8 protein-coding genes are annotated in these 16,998 nt (G+C 50.3%); all 8 read left to right on the top strand.

The annotated features are described in order from the left end of the window. Positions 1–40: 40 nt before the first annotated feature. The 8 genes from ACZ45G_RS25350 (at position 41) to ACZ45G_RS25315 (ending at position 16,767) form a co-directional block, all read left to right on the top strand. The gene (locus ACZ45G_RS25350) at positions 41–2,428 is read left to right on the top strand and encodes a glycosyltransferase family 2 protein (protein ID WP_464173359.1); all 2,388 of its coding nucleotides are present in this window, start codon (positions 41–43) and stop codon (positions 2,426–2,428) included. Further along, on the top strand, positions 2,425–4,686 hold the full coding sequence (locus tag ACZ45G_RS25345; protein WP_464173357.1) for a cellulose biosynthesis cyclic di-GMP-binding regulatory protein BcsB: 2,262 nt from the start codon (positions 2,425–2,427) through the stop codon (positions 4,684–4,686). The genes ACZ45G_RS25350 and ACZ45G_RS25345 overlap by 4 nt, the downstream gene beginning before the upstream one ends. Then, positions 4,679–5,719 (top strand): glycosyl hydrolase family 8, encoded by a 1,041-nt coding sequence (locus tag ACZ45G_RS25340; protein WP_464173356.1) that lies wholly within the window; start codon positions 4,679–4,681, stop codon positions 5,717–5,719. The genes ACZ45G_RS25345 and ACZ45G_RS25340 overlap by 8 nt, the downstream gene beginning before the upstream one ends. After that, the gene (locus ACZ45G_RS25335; protein WP_464173355.1) at positions 5,716–7,914 is read left to right on the top strand and encodes a cellulose synthase subunit BcsC-related outer membrane protein; all 2,199 of its coding nucleotides are present in this window, start codon (positions 5,716–5,718) and stop codon (positions 7,912–7,914) included. The genes ACZ45G_RS25340 and ACZ45G_RS25335 overlap by 4 nt, the downstream gene beginning before the upstream one ends. Positions 7,915–8,090: 176 nt before the next feature. Further along, positions 8,091–11,087, top strand: a complete 2,997-nt coding sequence (locus tag ACZ45G_RS25330) for a PEP/pyruvate-binding domain-containing protein (protein WP_464173354.1) — start codon at positions 8,091–8,093, stop codon at positions 11,085–11,087. 47 nt (positions 11,088–11,134) lie between these two features. Continuing rightward, positions 11,135–12,484: an NADP-specific glutamate dehydrogenase gene (gdhA, locus tag ACZ45G_RS25325; RefSeq protein ID WP_464173353.1), complete on the top strand. Its 1,350-nt coding sequence runs from the start codon at positions 11,135–11,137 to the stop codon at positions 12,482–12,484. A gap of 99 nt (positions 12,485–12,583) precedes the next feature. Beyond that, positions 12,584–13,555, top strand: coding sequence for a helix-turn-helix transcriptional regulator (locus ACZ45G_RS25320; RefSeq protein WP_464173352.1), 972 nt, complete (start codon positions 12,584–12,586; stop codon positions 13,553–13,555). A 62-nt stretch (positions 13,556–13,617) separates the two neighbouring features. Next, positions 13,618–16,767, top strand: coding sequence for an NAD-glutamate dehydrogenase (locus ACZ45G_RS25315; protein WP_464173350.1), 3,150 nt, complete (start codon positions 13,618–13,620; stop codon positions 16,765–16,767). Positions 16,768–16,998: the final 231 nt, after the last annotated feature.

The raw sequence follows: 16,998 nt of genomic DNA, 5'->3' as shown, positions 1-16,998 counted from the left end.
GCAGGCGTATGATCAAAATTCGCAGGGTAGAGGTTATAATTTGACAAAAAATAGGCCCACCCCCCAAATAGACGATTTTTCCGGATCCACCGTTGGACTATATACACACGAATCATCACAGCGAAAAAACCTGGGACACCGTTTCGCATCCATTGGACTGTGGGGAGGGGGCTCACTGCTCATCCTTACCTATATTATTGCGGCATCGGCGTTTCTCTCCCTTAACCACCAGGCGATCCTTGGCCTTTCCCTTCTGGCCTTTATCTTTGTCGCATCCAAACTGCCCAGCCGGCTGAGCCGGTTTGTCAAAATTTTTATCATGGTTCTTTGCTGCTTTTTGAGCCTTCGGTACTGGATTTTCAGAACCACGGTGACACTTACATTTGTGGGGCCCATGGATTCGGTTTTTGCCATTTTGCTCTACCTTGCCGAAACCTATGGCATCATGGTCTATCTGCTGGGCATGTTTGTAAATGCTTGGCCCATCACCCGAAAATCCCCCGGGTTGCCGGAATCCCCGGAAGACCTTCCCACCATTGATGTTTATATTCCCACCTACAATGAACCTGAAGATGTGGTGAAAATCACAGCCATTGCATGCACCCAGATGTTCTACCCCAGAGACCGGCTGAACATATACATACTCGATGACGGTGGGACCGTTCAAAAACGCAGCGACCCTGACCCTGAAAAAGCCGCCGGGGCCATACAAAGAGCCGAAAACCTCAAGACCCTGGCCGGGGAACTGGGCATCATCTATGCCACCCGGGACGAAAACCGCCACGCCAAAGCCGGAAATATCAACGAAACCTTTATGAGCTGTGAATGTCGACTGGATGAGGAGGCCTTTGATCAGATTTCATGTGTCAACCATGGAATAGAACAAGGCTGCGGGGAACTGATCCTGATTTTAGACTGCGACCATGTGCCGGCACGCAATTTTCTCGAAAAGACTGTTGGATTTTTTAACCAGGACCCCAAACTATTTTTGCTGCAAACCCCCCATTTCTTTATCAACCCGGACCCGGTTGAAAAAAATCTTGGGATTTTCAGACAAGGCCCCAGTGAAAACGAAATGTTTTACGGGGCGATTCATCCGGGGCTTGATTTCTGGAATGCCTCATTTTTCTGTGGGTCCGCAGCGGTGATCCGCCGCAAGTACCTCATGGAAGTGGGGGGCATTGCGGGCGATACCATAACCGAAGATGCTGAGACAGCACTTGAGCTGCACGCACGAGGGTACAACAGTGCTTACCTGAACGAACCGTTGATCATTGGCCTGACGCCGGAAACATTTGATGATTTTATCCTCCAACGCAGCCGCTGGGCCCAGGGTATGATCCAGATTTTTATTCTTAAGAATCCATTGTTTCAAAAAGGACTCTCCCTCTACCAGAAGATTTGTTATTTTAATACCTGTTTTTTTTGGTTCTTCAGCATTGCACGGGTTATTTTCTTTTTTTCCCCCCTGGTGCTGCTCTTTTTCGGCCTGCGCATCTATAATGCCTCTCTGGTCCAGGTCTTTGCCTATGCGGGTCCCCATCTGGTGGCGGCCTATTTTCTGTCCAATTATCTCTTTGGAAAATTCAGGCATCCGTTTTTTTCTGAGCTCTACGAAACCATTCAGAGTATTTATCTTCTGCCGGCCATTATCTCAGCCATTGCCAATCCCCGATCCCCGGTTTTTAAAGTTACGCCCAAGGGCGTGTCTCTCCATGAGGATTTTTTAAGCCACCTGGCGGTGCCGTTTTACCTGATGCTGTTTACCGCTTTTCTGGCCTATCTGGTGGGCATATACAAATGGGTAACAATGCCCTGGCTGGGCGATTCCATTGCCCTGTGCATGGCATGGAACACCTTTAATATGATTATTTTGCTCTCCTGCCTTGGGGTGGTATGGGAAAAACGCCAGGTCAGAAGAATGCACCGTTACCCAACCAACGAGGCGGTTGAACTTGAAATCACAGGCAATGAAACCAGGCTGTCAGCAAAGATCATAGACCTTTCAATTTCTGGGGCCGGCATTCTCGTGGCGGCATCGGAACGAAACTGGATGTCGGGTACGATCACCCTCCACACCAGGGACAGTTACGGAAAACAATTTGTCCTCCCGGCCACGGTTGTCAACAGCCGGCAGCAGGGACAGCATACCCTGTTGGGCTGTGAGTTCCAGGGTAATGATCCTGAAATACGAACTGAAATTATCAATTTTGTCTACGGCGATAGCAGCCGATGGCAGTTAAGAGGGCAGGGCCGTCTGGCGAAACCCGTCAGCAACATTGTCGGGTTGTTCAGAATATTGAAAATTGGAATCCACGGGGCCGTATTTAATTTCAAAGGCGTATGGCGCATCCTGACCCGGAAACTTTTTATCATTTTATCGGGTATGACGACATCATTTATTCAAGGAAAGAGAAAAAAATTATGAAACGATTCAGCCAGTTCGTATTACTGATCATGGTGTTTGCCATTCCCCCAAATTTGCAGGCTCAAATTATTGATCTTCCTTTAAAAGAGATCCTGCAGGTGGAAAACATCCGCCTTGAGGGGGTCAATGGCAACACGGATAAGTATGAATTCAGCCTGCCTATTCCCCGGCGGTGGTCAATCAACAAGGCCATTCTCTCCTTTGGCTACACAAATTCCACCGCCTTGATTAAAAGCAGGTCTCGCCTGGTCTTTTCCTTAAATGGAAATCCGCTTGCCCAGGTGCGTCTGGATCCCCAGACCCCCCAGGGGCTTGTCAGCGTTCCCATACCGGTCAAGCTGTTGACACCCGGTTACCATCCGTTCCGATTTGAGGTGGCCCAGCATTCTGTTCAAGGAAACTGTGAAGACCCCTCTGCCCCTGAACTGTGGACATGGGTGGAACTGTCTGAGGCTAAAATTTCATTTGATGTCACCCTGAAATCCGTTCCTGAAAGGCTTTCGGCCATCTCCGATTTTCTTTTTGATCCTAGAAACCCGGCGGTTCCCCCTGTGAACCTGATCTTTCCCAAGGTCACGGAGGCGGCCATGAAACCGGTTGCCCTGTGCGCTTCTGGGGTGGCTCTGCGCTATGACTACCGGGGGGTGCCCTTTGCATCAACCGATGACTTTCGGTCAGGCATGGATACGATTCTCGTGGGACCTGAAGCCTTTATAAAAACCCGGCTGGCCCCCCTGGATCTCCTGGATGCCGATTGGAGCGCCAACGGACCGTTGCTGTCCATCCGCCGTCTGCCCCTGAAAAAAATAATGGAATCGGGTCAGCCCAAACTCCTGACCGATCCAACCCATTGCCTTGTGATTGTAACCGGCAAGGACTGGGACGATGTCCTGGAAGCGGCAAAAGCATTTTCCCTTGTTTCGCTGCCCCTGCCCGACAGCCCCCGGGCCTTTGTGCGAGAGTTGATCATTCCGGAAATAGACCCGTATACACTGAAAAACGGACTGACTCAGAACAAAGCGTATACCCTGTCAAACCTGGGATTCTCCACAACAACATTCAAGGGGACCCACCCTGTTCCCCAGGGGTTCGGGTTTCGACTTGCCTCTGACAGTTACCTCCCCCCCAACAGCCAGGCCTTCCTTTCACTGAATTTGGCCTATGGTGCCAACATGCGCACAGATTCTGTCATGAATATCCTGTTGAACGACAAATTTGTTGCGGCCATCCCCTGCAGCGACCAATCCGGCGGCAACTACAGTCATTACAAGATCCGGCTGCTCCTCTCCTCCATGAAGCCCGGATACAACACGCTCACGTTTTCGCCCGTCCTCACGCCCCTGATAACGGATAATTGCACCATGATACAAACCGGCAACCTCAGACTGACCCTGTTTGATGATTCCACTTTTTCGTTGCCAACCATTGACCAGTGGATCGAGATGCCCCAACTCAAAGCCTTTATGATAGATGGATTTCCCTTTGGCCGGTTCCCGGATATGAGAAACACAACGATTGTCGTTCCTGACAAAACCCGGCAATCGTTCCTCACCGCCCTGAACCTGGTGGCACTGGCCGCCCAGAAAACAGGTTTTCCTCCCCTGGAAGCCTCCTGGCGGCTGACACCGCCTGAAACATCTGACAAGAATATTCTTCTCGTATCAACGGCAGATACCATTCCCGACCTTTATTCAACCAGGGCCCCATTGGATCTCTCACCATCGGGCGCCTTGCGTTATCCCCATCTGACCCGCCCCAGGGGATATGATCCCGGGCAAGACGAGGGCTTCTGGTCTAAACTCCTTGGGCATAAAGGCGCCAGGGTGGTTGATGTCTCCTTCCAGGATACCCAGCTTGTGGTCACACGTTTCGACCCCTTTCTGATGGTCAACCGGGCGGCATTGATGCAATTTCAGTCTCCGTTTAAAAAGGACAGAACCGTGATGATGCTGACAGCCCATACCCTTGATGATATGGCGGCTGCCGGAAAGGCTCTCTGGGATAATGGGTTACAGTCTTCCAGCAGTGGGGACACCCTGCTCATTGATCTTTCCGACTCCGCCTATAAAACAACGGCATTGAAACTAGGCCCGAGTTATTATCTTGGGAACGTGAGTTCAACTCCTTTTATCGAGTATTACACCAACACCTATCCGAAACAGTTTATTCTTCTTTTGCTGGGACTCTCCCTGGCAACGGCCCTTTTGATTTATATTCTTCTGAAACGAAGAAAACGCCGGAGAATTGTTGATGAATAGAATGAAAAAAACACTGCTGGCCGTGGTAATTGCGCTCTTATCCTTTAGCGGCCAGAGCGATGCCCAGCCCGGCACCTGGGCCTATTATAAGGCACACTTCATCTCCAGTGATGGACGTGTTATTGATTACCATCAGAACCGAATAAGCCATTCAGAGGGCCAGGGTTACGGCCTGCTGCTGGCGCTGAGCAACAACGATAAATCCACATTCCAGACCATCAACAACTGGACACAGCTCAATCTTAAGGTAAGACAGGATGCACTTTTTGCCTGGAGCTGGGGCAAACGCGTCACCGGAGACTGGGGCGTCATTGACTATAACAATGCAACGGACGGAGATATCCTGATTGCCTGGGCTTTGATGGACGCCGGGGAAAAATGGCATCGCCCGGACTACACGGCATCCGCCCTGGAAATTATAAAAACCGTAAAACAGCTGCTGGTTGTCCAGCGCAAGAAAAGCCTGCTTCTGCCCAGCTATTTCGGGTTCGACCATGGAGACGAGATCAAACTAAACCCCAGCTATTTTGTCTATCCGGCCTTTGCTATGTTTGCCCGATCAGATGATGCGGTTTTCTGGGAGCGCCTTTACGCAGACTGTTTGCAGTTGTCCCTCCGGTCCTCCTATACCCGTTTAAAACTGCCGGCGGACTGGGTGACCCTGGATAAAGCCGGTCAACCGTCCATGGTCGACAATAAAAAAGGACGGTTCGGATACGAAGCCATCCGTGTGCCCCTTTACCTGGCACTGGCCAAAGAGACCACGGCCCTTGAATCGTTTAAATCGTATTTGACGCTGGCTGAACAGCTCAACTATCTTCCGTTGTCGGTGAATCTTTTTGATGAAACCATTTCACTCAAAGAAGCGCCGGCAGGATTTTATGCAATCATGGGACTGTGTTCAAAATTAATCGGACACAAGGCTGCTGCCGATGACTTGCTTGCCAAGGCAACCGCCAAGATTACGTATGAACCCGATGATTATTATTCCAACACCTTGTATTTACTTGCCATGACAGGGGTCACCCCATGAAAATACATCGATTGCTGCTGACAGTTTTCTGCCTTGTTACACTGACGTTCACCTGGCCCGTCCAGACGGCGAATTCAGGTCAAACCCAGGACATGTCAACCGCCTGGAACTACTACAATAATGGTCAATATTCAAAAGCCGACGCACTCTTTTTAAAAATCTCATCCGGTGGTGAGGCGGCCCTGTCCAGTGAGGCCCTGCTCGGCCTTGCTTACACCCGCCTTAAATCAGGGCGGACACAATCAGCGATGGCCATTTTAAATGCCCTGGTTGAAAAAAAATACAAGCTTGCTGAAACACTTCCTGCACTCATGGGGATTTTGAGCGGACTTCCCGGTGCATTTTCCCCTGAAACGGCACTGGCTATGGTCAATCAGCAGATCAAACAGCACCCGGGGCTATCCGTGGATCCATATGCCAAGGAAATGAAACGCCTGAAGATACGGCTTTTGCAATCAACTCTGAATACGTTTCCCCCAGGATCGAACAGCCGCATGGTTGTGATCAAACAAATTCTTGATTTAGACCCCGGTAATCGCGTTGGCCTAACCGAGTCCGGCTGGCATTTTTACCACACGAACGACTATGACCGTGCAATCTTGTGTTTTCAGCAACTGATGGCCCTGGAACCAGAAAATATGGACCATGTCCTTGGACGGGGCTATAGCCTCTATCAATTAAAACGGTTTGATGAAGCTGCCGTGCTCATGGAGGCGGATCAGATCAAGGAAACAAAAAAAATCCTTGAACTCAAAGCCCTTGTTTACCATGCCATGGCACAGGACGCTCTGGCCAGGGGGGACAAGGCACGGGCAGACATGCTCATGGTCGTTTTTGAAGGGCTGTTTGACAAGACCGGTTCGCCCGCTGTGGCCCAACAGCTTCTTTCCCTTTACAGTGACGGTGACACAAAAAAAGGATGGCAATTGGCCCGGCGGCTGGCCGCTGAAGCGTCTCAACCCCTTAAATCAGAAGCCGCGGCCTATTATTATAATCATAACAGTCCGATTTTAGCATCCCAGACAACAGATGAGCCCGACAGATGTTTTACCAATGCAGATTCCCCAAGGATTCACGTGGCCACCCGTTATAGAAGCAAGGATGGGGATGAGGGGACATCCCAACTGGATGAAACCGCTTTTATAGCGCAATTGGTCGTTCCCTATTCCCCCGGCTACCAATGGAGTGTCTCTTTTAAATCAAACCGCCTGTCGAGCGGTTCCGCCCCTCCGATCTATAGTGTGGGCAGTTTTTACCGATACCTGAACGGACAAGAACCGTTGGCCCCCGTTACAACAGACGAGACGGTCTCCCACCTGGCCGTTGGGTGGAAGAAGGAGGGACCGATCCTGTGGGATCTCCTTGTGGGCACGTCTCCCATGAATGGCCCAGTGGAGGTGACTCCGGTCTTTAGCGTCAAGGCGGAAATGGACAAATGGGAATTTGAAATACACAGAACCAGTGTCACGGAATCCATCCTGTCCTATACCGGTCTTGAAGATCCCTTTGGCAACGAACCATGGGGACGGGTTGTCAAAAACGGCTTTGAAGCAGCCAAATCATTTGATCTGGGAAGCCGATACTGGTTGAGCACCAGAGCCGGGGCTGACATCTTCCGGGGAGAGAATGTAGGGGACAACAGCGCCTGGCATGTAAATACCGCTGTGGGACAAAGCCTGCCCTGGAACAACCACTTTGATATCACCTATGGCCTATACCTTGCCGGCATGGGGTTTGAAAACAATACAAACTTTTTTACCTATGGTCATGGCGGATATTACAGCCCGGATTTTATGGTGTCGGGCGGCCCTATTTTCAGAATTAAAACGCCTGTCTGCGAGGACTATTGGCTGGATCTTCAACTTTCTGTCGGTTGGATGACCGAACGAACCTCAGACAGCCCCCGGTACCCCCTTGGCAATGAACCCACGACCGCCTTGAACTCCGCCGCCCTTGACGAGTTTCAGGGTCGCTATCAGGGAGAAACCAATTCCAGACTGGCCTACTCCGTAAATTTTGAGGCCTGGAAACTTCTGACACGCCACCTGGCCCTGGGAGCGAATATCTCAATGGGGAGATCCTCGGCCCATTCCGAGTGGGAAACATGGATTGGCTTTGAACTGTTCTTTAATCCCCAGAACGCTTTTTGGCGTCAGCGGTCCCTTGCTCACCGATCCGTCCTCTATCGAGATTAACCTGTTTAATAACCCTTCCCGCATGACCACGTACAATATATACGCATTCTTATATTGTTTTTATCATATTGCGTAAGTTATTAAATTATAATAAAAATTATTCATGGTAATACTAAAACAGAACATCGCATTTTTATAGTGGTTTGAATGATTTAACCGGCATCGGGATAAACACCATGAGCAATACCCCAAAAGAATTCAACACCCAAGTCAAACCTGAGCTTTTCAGGGAGCTTGCCCCCCAGAAAATTCGGGAGATACTTCTCATTTCGAGTTCCTACAACATATATAACATGGAAGAAGACGGCAGCCTCACCTCAAAAATGGTGAATGAATACAAGGGACTGAACCTCGCCTGCCCCCCCAGGATTACCGGGGTCTCTTCGGTTGAACAAGCCCTGTTGCTTTTGAAAGAAAACCACTTTGATCTGGTTTTTATGGTCCCCCATCTGGATGGGATGGCCCCCCTGTCCCTGGGCCGGCAAATCAAAGAGAGCTGTCCTGATATTCCGGTTATCCTTTTGTTGCCCGGTGCCCGGGGGATCCTGCCTGAATTAAAACAGCATAAAATTGAAGGGATTGACTGGACCTTTACCTGGTCCGGCAACACGGATTTGCTGCCGGCCATGGTGAAACTCACCGAAGACCGCCTCAACGCCCGCCACGATACCGGGTTGGCCAATGTCCGGGTGATCCTCCTGGTGGAGGACTCACCCGAATATGCGGCGTGTTTGCTGCCCATGATCTACAGGGAAATCCTCGCCCAGACCCAGTCCCTTATTAAAACCGGATGCAACGACAGCCTCAAACTTGCGGCCATGGGCAAAAGGCCCAAGGTTCTGCTGGCAACCACCTATGAACAAGCCATGACCCTCTATGATCAATATGGTTCCCATCTGCTATGCGTGATCTCTGATACCCAGCTTCCCAGAGCAGAAAAAGAGGATGCCGGGGCAGGTATCTCCATTTTGTCGAAAATCCGGAGGGGTATCCCTGAAATTCCGTTGCTGCTGATGAGTACCGAAACAAAAAACAAGGAAAAAGCCCGGCAGATACCCGCGGTGTTCCTGGATAAAAATGTTTCCGACCTGAACCAGGAACTGCGTCATTTTTTCCGGAACCACCTGGGCTTTGGTGATTTTGTGTTCCGTACCCCTGAGGGCCGTCAGATTGACCGGGCATCCAACCTTAAGGAATTTGAAAAAAAATTGACCGCCATTCCGGATGAATCTGTCCTCTTCCATGCCGTTAGAAACCATTTTTCAACCTGGCTCATGGCCCGGTGTGAAATTGGAGCAGGGCTTGAGATCAGGGCGGTAAAAGTTTCTGATTTCAATACCATTGACGGGCTGCGCTGCCACATCCTCAGGCAGATCCGTGACCTCAGAACCCGGAATTACAAAGGCCTCACCCTCCAATTTGATTCCGATCTGTTTGATGCCGAGATCATGGGGTTTGCAAAAATAGGCCAGGGCTCCATTGGCGGCAAGGCCAGGGGTCTGGCCTTTATGGCGGACCTGTTGAACCGCCACCCTGAGGCCCAGGACCGCTGCCCTGAAATAAAGATTCAAATTCCGAAAACCCTGGTGCTTTGTACGGATATTTTTGACGGTTTTGTGGCGGACAACCAGCTTAAGGCCGTTGCCCAAAAGGGGCTCCCGGTAGAAGCGGTGGTCCAGAAATTTATAGACGCCCCCTTGCCCGACCACCTGACCCAAAAACTTGAAACTTTCCTTGATCAGGTGAGGGTGCCCCTGGCCGTAAGATCCTCAAGCCAGCTGGAAGATGACCCGTTTGCGCCCTATGCCGGGCTATACAAAACCTATAAGATTCCCAATAATAATGATGATCCGGCTGTCCGGCTGGACCATCTGGTTACCGCGGTAAAGCTGGTCTACGCCTCTACCTATTACAAACATGCCCGCACTTTTTGCAAAAACACCTCCGCCTTGCCCCTTGACGACACCATGGCCGTTATGATCCAGGAACTTGCGGGCAGTCCCTATGGAGATTATTTTTATCCGGGTCTTTCCGGGACGGCCCAGTCTTCCAATTTTTATCCGTTTTCACACATGACGGCTGAAGACGGGGTGGTCCATATGGCTTTGGGGTTGGGAAAAACGGTTTCGGAAGGGGGGAAAAGCTTTCGGTTTTGTCCCCGGTATCCCAGGATCACACCCCAGCTGTCAACGGCCAAAGACTTTTTAACCCACACCCAGGACAGTTTCTATGCCTTAAAAATCAAAGGATACCCAGAGGGACTTCATTTTTCCACTCTGTCCAACCTGGAACATAGGCAGCTTGCGGACGCCCTGGAAGAGCCTGCTGTAAAGGCGTTTGCCAGCACCTATGTTGCCGGTGAAAATAGGATACGCGATAGCTGGTATAGTCCGGGGCCCAAGGTGCTTACCTTTGCCCGGGTATTGAAATATGAAGACCCGCCCCTGGCAGGGGTGATCAACGACCTTTTGTCCCTTGGAAAAGAGGGGATGGGGGCGGCTGTGGAAATTGAATTTGCAGTCAACCTGCCGGACCAGAAGGATAGTCCCTGGGAGTTTTTCATCCTCCAGGTCCGGCCCATGACCTCCCCCGGGGACCAGAGCAGGGTCGCCATTTCCCGGGACGATCAGGAGCACGCGCTTTGTGTGTCGGACATGGCCCTGGGTCACGGAACCGTTGACACCATCCAGGATATTATTTATGTGAGGCCTGGCAGGTTTAAAAGGGACAAAACCCGGATAATGGCCCGGGAAATCAGCCGGATCAACGGGCACCTTATTCGGGAAAATAAACCCTTTCTCCTGGCAGGACCGGGACGGTGGGGAAGTTCGGATCACTGGCTGGGTATCCCCGTAAACTGGCCTGATATTTCCGGTGTCGGCGCCATTGTGGAAATAAGAAACACTGCCATCCACGCAGACCCGTCCAGGGGCTCTCATTTTTATCATAATATTACCTCAATGGGGATTCCCTATATCACGGTCGATGAAATCTGTAGCCCTGGCGGGGACCGCTTCAGCTTCCAGGGATTGGCCGGGGTGGAGGTGGATCATGGAACCGAATTTATCGGCCACCTGCGCTTGAATTTTCCTTTGGTTATTAAAATCGACGGAAAACATTCCCGGTGCGTCATACTGGAGACTCAAACAGATATCAATACAATTGCAGCTTAGAGCAAGTTCACTCTCAATATTTTACCATTATTAAGAAAGGCAATGAAATGTCAGAAGAATTACAGCGAATAATTGACAAGGATCCGGAACAAAAAGAATTTCACCAGGCCGTTCAGGAGGTTCTAGAAACGGTACAGCCGGTTCTTGACCGCCATCCCGAATACCGCCAGGCCAGAATCCTTGAGCGTCTCGCCGAACCCGAGCGGGTTATCATGTTCAAGGTGTCCTGGATGGATGATACCGGAGGAGTTCAGGTGAACCGGGGGTTCAGGATTCAAATGAATTCCGCCATAGGACCCTACAAGGGAGGGCTGCGGTTCCATCCCTCCGTCAACCTGAGTATCCTCAAGTTTTTGGCATTTGAGCAGGTCTTTAAAAATGCCCTGACCACCCTGCCCATGGGCGGCGGTAAAGGTGGCTCTGATTTTGATCCCAAGGGCAAATCCGACAATGAAGTCATGCGGTTCTGCCAGGCCTTTATGTCGGAACTTTACCGTCATATCGGTCCCAACACAGATGTTCCTGCAGGAGATATCGGCGTCGGCGGCCGGGAAATAGGATATCTGTTCGGGATGTACAAAAAAATGACCAATGAATTTTCCAGCGTCCTGACCGGCAAGGGCCTCAGCTGGGGTGGCAGCCTGATCCGGCCTGAAGCAACCGGTTACGGTTGTGTCTATTTTGCCGCTGAGATGCTGGCCACCCAAAATGACTCCTTAGAGGGGAAAACCTGCTTGGTTTCAGGGTCTGGAAATGTGGCCCAGTACACAGTGGAAAAGATTATAGACCTGAAGGGAAAGGTCGTGACCCTATCGGATTCATCCGGTTTCATCTATGACGAAAAGGGCATTGACAGGGAAAAACTGGCCTGGGTGATGGCGCTTAAAAATATCAAACGGGGCAGAATTGATGCATATGCAGAAAAATACCCGGAAGCGGTTTACACAAAAATTGACCCATCCCTTGATTATAATCCTCTCTGGGACATAAAGGCGGATTGCGCCTTCCCAAGCGCCACCCAGAACGAAATCAATGGAAAAGACGGGGCCAACCTGATTCAGAACGGGGTATTTGTTGTGGCAGAAGGCGCCAACATGCCTTCAACCCCCAAGGCTGTGGATCTGTTTCTGGAAAAAAAGATTTTTTATGCTCCGGGAAAGGCCGCCAATGCGGGGGGCGTCGCCGTATCCGGCCTTGAAATGTCCCAGAACGCCATGCGGATCGCCTGGACCCGGGAAGAGGTGGACAGCCGGCTCAAGCAGATCATGAAAAGTATCCATACCGCCTGTGTCGATGCATCGGCAGAGTACGGACACCCTGGCAATTACGTTGTCGGCGCCAATATTGCGGGCTTTGTCAAGGTTGTTGACGCCATGCTCGACCAGGGACTTGTATAAGGGGGTAAATCCTGGTATAGAATTCTCCGGGTTTTAACCGCATAATTATCCCCTTTTTTTCGCACCCGTTGCGGAAAAAAGGGGTAAAATGAAGAGAACATGATTGATACCAACACCCCAGGGCAGGACAGTGCAGGGCAGCAGGATATAGACGAGATTCTCAAGCGGAATCTGGAACTGGAAAAACTGGAACATGAGCACAGGCTCATGGAAGTCACCCTTAAAAACCAGACCCGTGACCTCAAGGAACGGATCAAGGAGATCAACTGCCTTTACGGTATTTCAAAGATTCTGGAGCAGACTGGACTTTCCCTTGAAATCACCTTTCAGCAAGTGGTGGAGCTGATACCCGATTCCTGGCAATTCCCGGAAATTACCTGTGCCCAGCTTCTCCTCAATGACCATAGTTTTCGCACCCACAACTATAAAAATACTTTTTGGAAGCAACAGACCGAAGTGGTGGCCTATGGGGAGTCCATTGGTGTCTTGACGGTGTGTTATCTGGAAAATTGTCCCGAAGAGGAAGAAGGCCCTTTCTTAAAGGAAGAGCGGTCCCTTCTCAATGCCATTGCCGAGTTGCTTGGCAGGACCAGTGAACGTAAACAGGCCGAAAAAGACTTGAGTGAAAGCAAACAAAAACTCAAGGCACAGAACCTCTTGTTAAAGGAGAAGAACATTGCCTTAAGGGAGGTGATGAATCAGCTTATCGAAGAAAAAGAGAGCCTTGAGACAAAGGTCATGGCCAATGTGGACAACCTTTTGCTCCCCCTGATCAGGAGAATGGACAACAGGGGATCCGAGATAGAAAGAGAATATCTGATGCTGCTGGAAGAAAATATTAAACAACTGACCTCATCCTTCGGTACTAGGATATCCCAGCCCAGCCACCGGCTCACCCCTAGGGAGAACGAGATCTGCACAATGATCCGGGGCGGCCTCAGCTCCAAGGAAATTGCTAAATTGCTCAATCTATCCTACCGAAGCATTGAGACTTATCGAAATCACATCCGTAAAAAATTGGGGATCACCAATAAGAAAATTAATCTGGTCAGTTACCTGGCAAATATATAGACGCTGACGAGGGGCCGCCGTCCGGCCCAGGCATCAGCGACAAGAGATGGAGGATATTCCCTGTGAAAACCCGCGTTACAGACGCTGTTTCCCACCCCCCCCACATCATTGACAAGGCAGAAAGCGTAAACCTGGATATCAGGGTGCTTTACAAGGCCGTTATTGATCTTTCCGCCGAAGGCCTGGTCACGGCAAATTGTATCAACATGGCCGCCGGAATTCTGCTCAACGACCTGGGACTGCCCAATTATTTTTTTGAAAATATCACCAAAGCTTCGCTGACACATCTTTTGGCCTCCATTGCCTCAAGCATTGCAGTTCAGGATAATAGGGTGATCCTAGTGGGCCGGGTGGCTCACATCACCTTTGATCTGGCCCACGGCAACGATGTCCAGCGGGTGAGGATTGCCACCCGGGAAACCCGGGATAGCATGGAAAACGTGATTGAGAGCCTTATTTCCGGCCACAGGCGGGAGTATTATTACGGTAAGGAGAACGGGTACTACACCTATATTATCCGTCCGGAAACCGTGAATGATTATACGAATAATGAGTTTAAGACCTCCAGGTTCCTCTTTAATTTGGCCGGGGATTACACGGTCACCCCGGAACCCACCCGCCGGCGGTATGAGAAATTTTTGACGGATGCCAAGGCTTCGGTCACCCCGTTGATAGAGAGTTTTAATCTGCCGGTGACAGGGGAAACCCGTTTCATGTTCAACTCGGATTTTGCCTCCCCACAGATTCCCATCTTCAGGCAATTGTTCAAAGACCACGGCCTCACGCTGATGCGGGCCTATTGGGAACCGTATTGGGATGGGGCAAACATACCCTCGTCCATCTGTTCCCTTTATATACAGGGAGAAATTTCAAGAACCCGGGAAGCGCAGATCATTGATGACATTCGTGCCTTCCTGGCCTTTAGTGTCAACCCGGTCACACAACTCTATGTACAGGGAAAACTAAGGTTTAAAGAGATGCTTTTTGCCGGCAATGCCATGGACTTTGCCCGCATGTTCATATTTGCCGAAGGTGAAGATGCAATTGACAGGAAGATTATGTCAAGGCTCGGGAGCCGTGCCTATGAAGATGTATTTGCCCAGAGGGTCCACAACGCCAATCGGGCCGCCTTTGATATGGAGACAATCCGGTCAACGGCCATGGCCCATCCGGACCTGCTTAAATTTTTATACACTCTGTTTGAACATCGGTTTGATCCGGCCCTGGCCTCCCTTTCCCCGGCCCCGGATCCCGGGGAAAGGCTCGCTGAATTTCAACGGCTCCTGGACACCCGGTTCATGGATTTTGAGCTGGGCAGACAACTTTTTCTTTTCATGTCAAAACTTATCTCTTCCACTTTGAAAACCAATTTTTACCGGCCGGAGAAGCGTTCTTTTGGTTTCAGGCTGGACAGCAAAATTTTAGATCCGCTGGTATTTCGGGGGCCCGTATTCGGCATCTTTTTTGTCAATGGCCACTATGCCTGCGCCACCCATATGAGGGCAGGCAACATCTCAAACGGAGGGTTGCGGTTGTTGAAGATTACGCCTGCCAACCACGCCGGCAAACTGGACAATGCCGTACTTCTCAATTATGACCTGGGTCCCAGGGCCCAACGGCTCAAACACAAGGAGATTTGTGAAAACGGTTCAGCCGGAATTGTTATTCCCCATGCCGTCTATGGGGAATACGCCAAAGACGCCCTGTATGACTTTACTGAGGGCATCCTGGATCTTGTGCTCTCCCATGATAGTGTTGTGGATTACCACGGCAGGCCGGAGATGCTTTTTTTCGGCCCGGGCCAGGGGACAACTCGATTCATGGATGATCTGGCACTGAGGGGAAAAGAACGGGGATATCCCCACTGGCGAACCCTGTCCTCGGGCAAAAGTTTCGGCATTTCCCACAATACCTACGGTATTCTGGACAATGGAAAGCTGTTTGGCCTTGTGGACGCAGGTGATGAGGGAATAAACCTGCAGGTCAGCGGTAAATCCCGGGTCATCACCCATGACATGGAACCGATTCAGCGGGAAATAGGAGGGAGAATACAGGCCTGGGGCATGGCAGGCACCGGCATCATGGCGGCATTCAGAACCCTTATTTCCCACTATCATTTAAAGGAAAAAGACCTCAATCTGGCGATTATCGGCGGTCCGAACGGTATTTTGGGTGCAGGCCCGCTTCTGGGGTACCAGGGCAGAATTTGCCTTGTCATGGATGAAACAGCCCTTGTTTTTGACCCCCAGGGACTGGACAGAACAGAACTTGAGAAAATAGCCTTCATGGGCTGTCTGGCTTCCGGATCAAGCACCCAGGATTTTTCAGCTGAAAAACTTTCTCCCCAGGGGTTTAAAGTCCCTGGTGGGGAAAAATATCTGACCCTGCCCGACGGCAGGGTGGTTGAGGACGGTGCCGTATTTCTTCGCAATTTTATTTTTGACCCTGCAAACCAACCCTATATCCGTGAGGCCGATATCCAGGCTTGCATTCCCTGGGGCGGATTCAAGGACATGGTCACCCATAAAAATGTAACCCCCTTTCTTGAAAATTTCCCGGATCTTAAGTTCATTGTGGAGGGTAGTGGCCTCTTTTTTAACGATGCGGCAAGACAGTGCATTGCCACTGAAACCGGGATCAGGCAGATCAAGGATTCCACCGCAGACAAAGGCGCTGCTTTCTCAAGCGCCATTGGCGAGGTCCTGACCGGATTACTCCTGACCGATGCCTATGAAACCCGGCTTTTGAACGATACCAAAGCCCGGTGGGACTTGATCCGGGAAATTTTGACCCGGGTTGAGGCCTGTTCCTCAGCAGAAACCCGGATGCTCATCGGTATTCATAAACGAAATCCAGAAATCCCTCTGTTCATCCTGTCGGATAAGGCCGGGGAAGATATCCTGGCCCTCCAGGCCCTCATTAAAGGGCAGCTCAATTTACTCCTGAAGAAAAAGGGGCTTGTCTGGCAGATCATGGAGGCATATCTTCCAAAGGTGCTGATCAAAACGCTGGGTAAAAAACAGATCATGATCCTTTTGAATGCAGATCCACTGCAGGAGTACCGGGATGCCATCATCACCAAAAAACTGGCATCCCTGGCCTATTACCGATTCGGCCTTGAGTGGGACCCCTTTCTTGACAGGCTCAATATTGATTTTTTTGCAGCAGTGAACAGTGTGCTTGCCCAAATTTCTGAACCGCTTGAGCTTTGACTGAATCGTCCATATATTTAGATTGTTCCGCCTTGCAATGCGTTTGTTAATTTTTGTTCTTGTTTAAACAAAATCCAGATTATTCCCTTCTCACCATGGCACATTTTATGCTTTTAAATCTTCAAGTTAGAATAACCTGTTTGTTTAAAAAGTGAGAAAGGGTACGAATATGCGTTTTGATAAATTTATCATTAAATCTCAGGAATTAATTCAAAAAAATCATAATAACAA

The sequence above is a fragment of the Desulfoconvexum algidum genome, assembly GCF_055382125.1.
Note: the sequence above shows the minus strand (reverse complement) of the source record. Positions and strands in the feature narration are given on the sequence as shown.

Bases quoted from the DNA above. Each gene is read 5' to 3' on its own strand.
- ACZ45G_RS25330 (WP_464173354.1), top strand. From the start codon at position 8,091: ATGAGCAATACCCCAAAAGAATTCAACACCCAAGTCAAACCTGAGCTT.
- ACZ45G_RS25345 (WP_464173357.1), top strand. From the start codon at position 2,425: ATGAAACGATTCAGCCAGTTCGTATTACTGATCATGGTGTTTGCCATT.
- ACZ45G_RS25320 (WP_464173352.1), top strand. From the start codon at position 12,584: ATGATTGATACCAACACCCCAGGGCAGGACAGTGCAGGGCAGCAGGAT.
- ACZ45G_RS25340 (WP_464173356.1), top strand. From the start codon at position 4,679: ATGAATAGAATGAAAAAAACACTGCTGGCCGTGGTAATTGCGCTCTTA.
- ACZ45G_RS25335 (WP_464173355.1), top strand. From the start codon at position 5,716: ATGAAAATACATCGATTGCTGCTGACAGTTTTCTGCCTTGTTACACTG.
- gdhA (WP_464173353.1), top strand. From the start codon at position 11,135: ATGTCAGAAGAATTACAGCGAATAATTGACAAGGATCCGGAACAAAAA.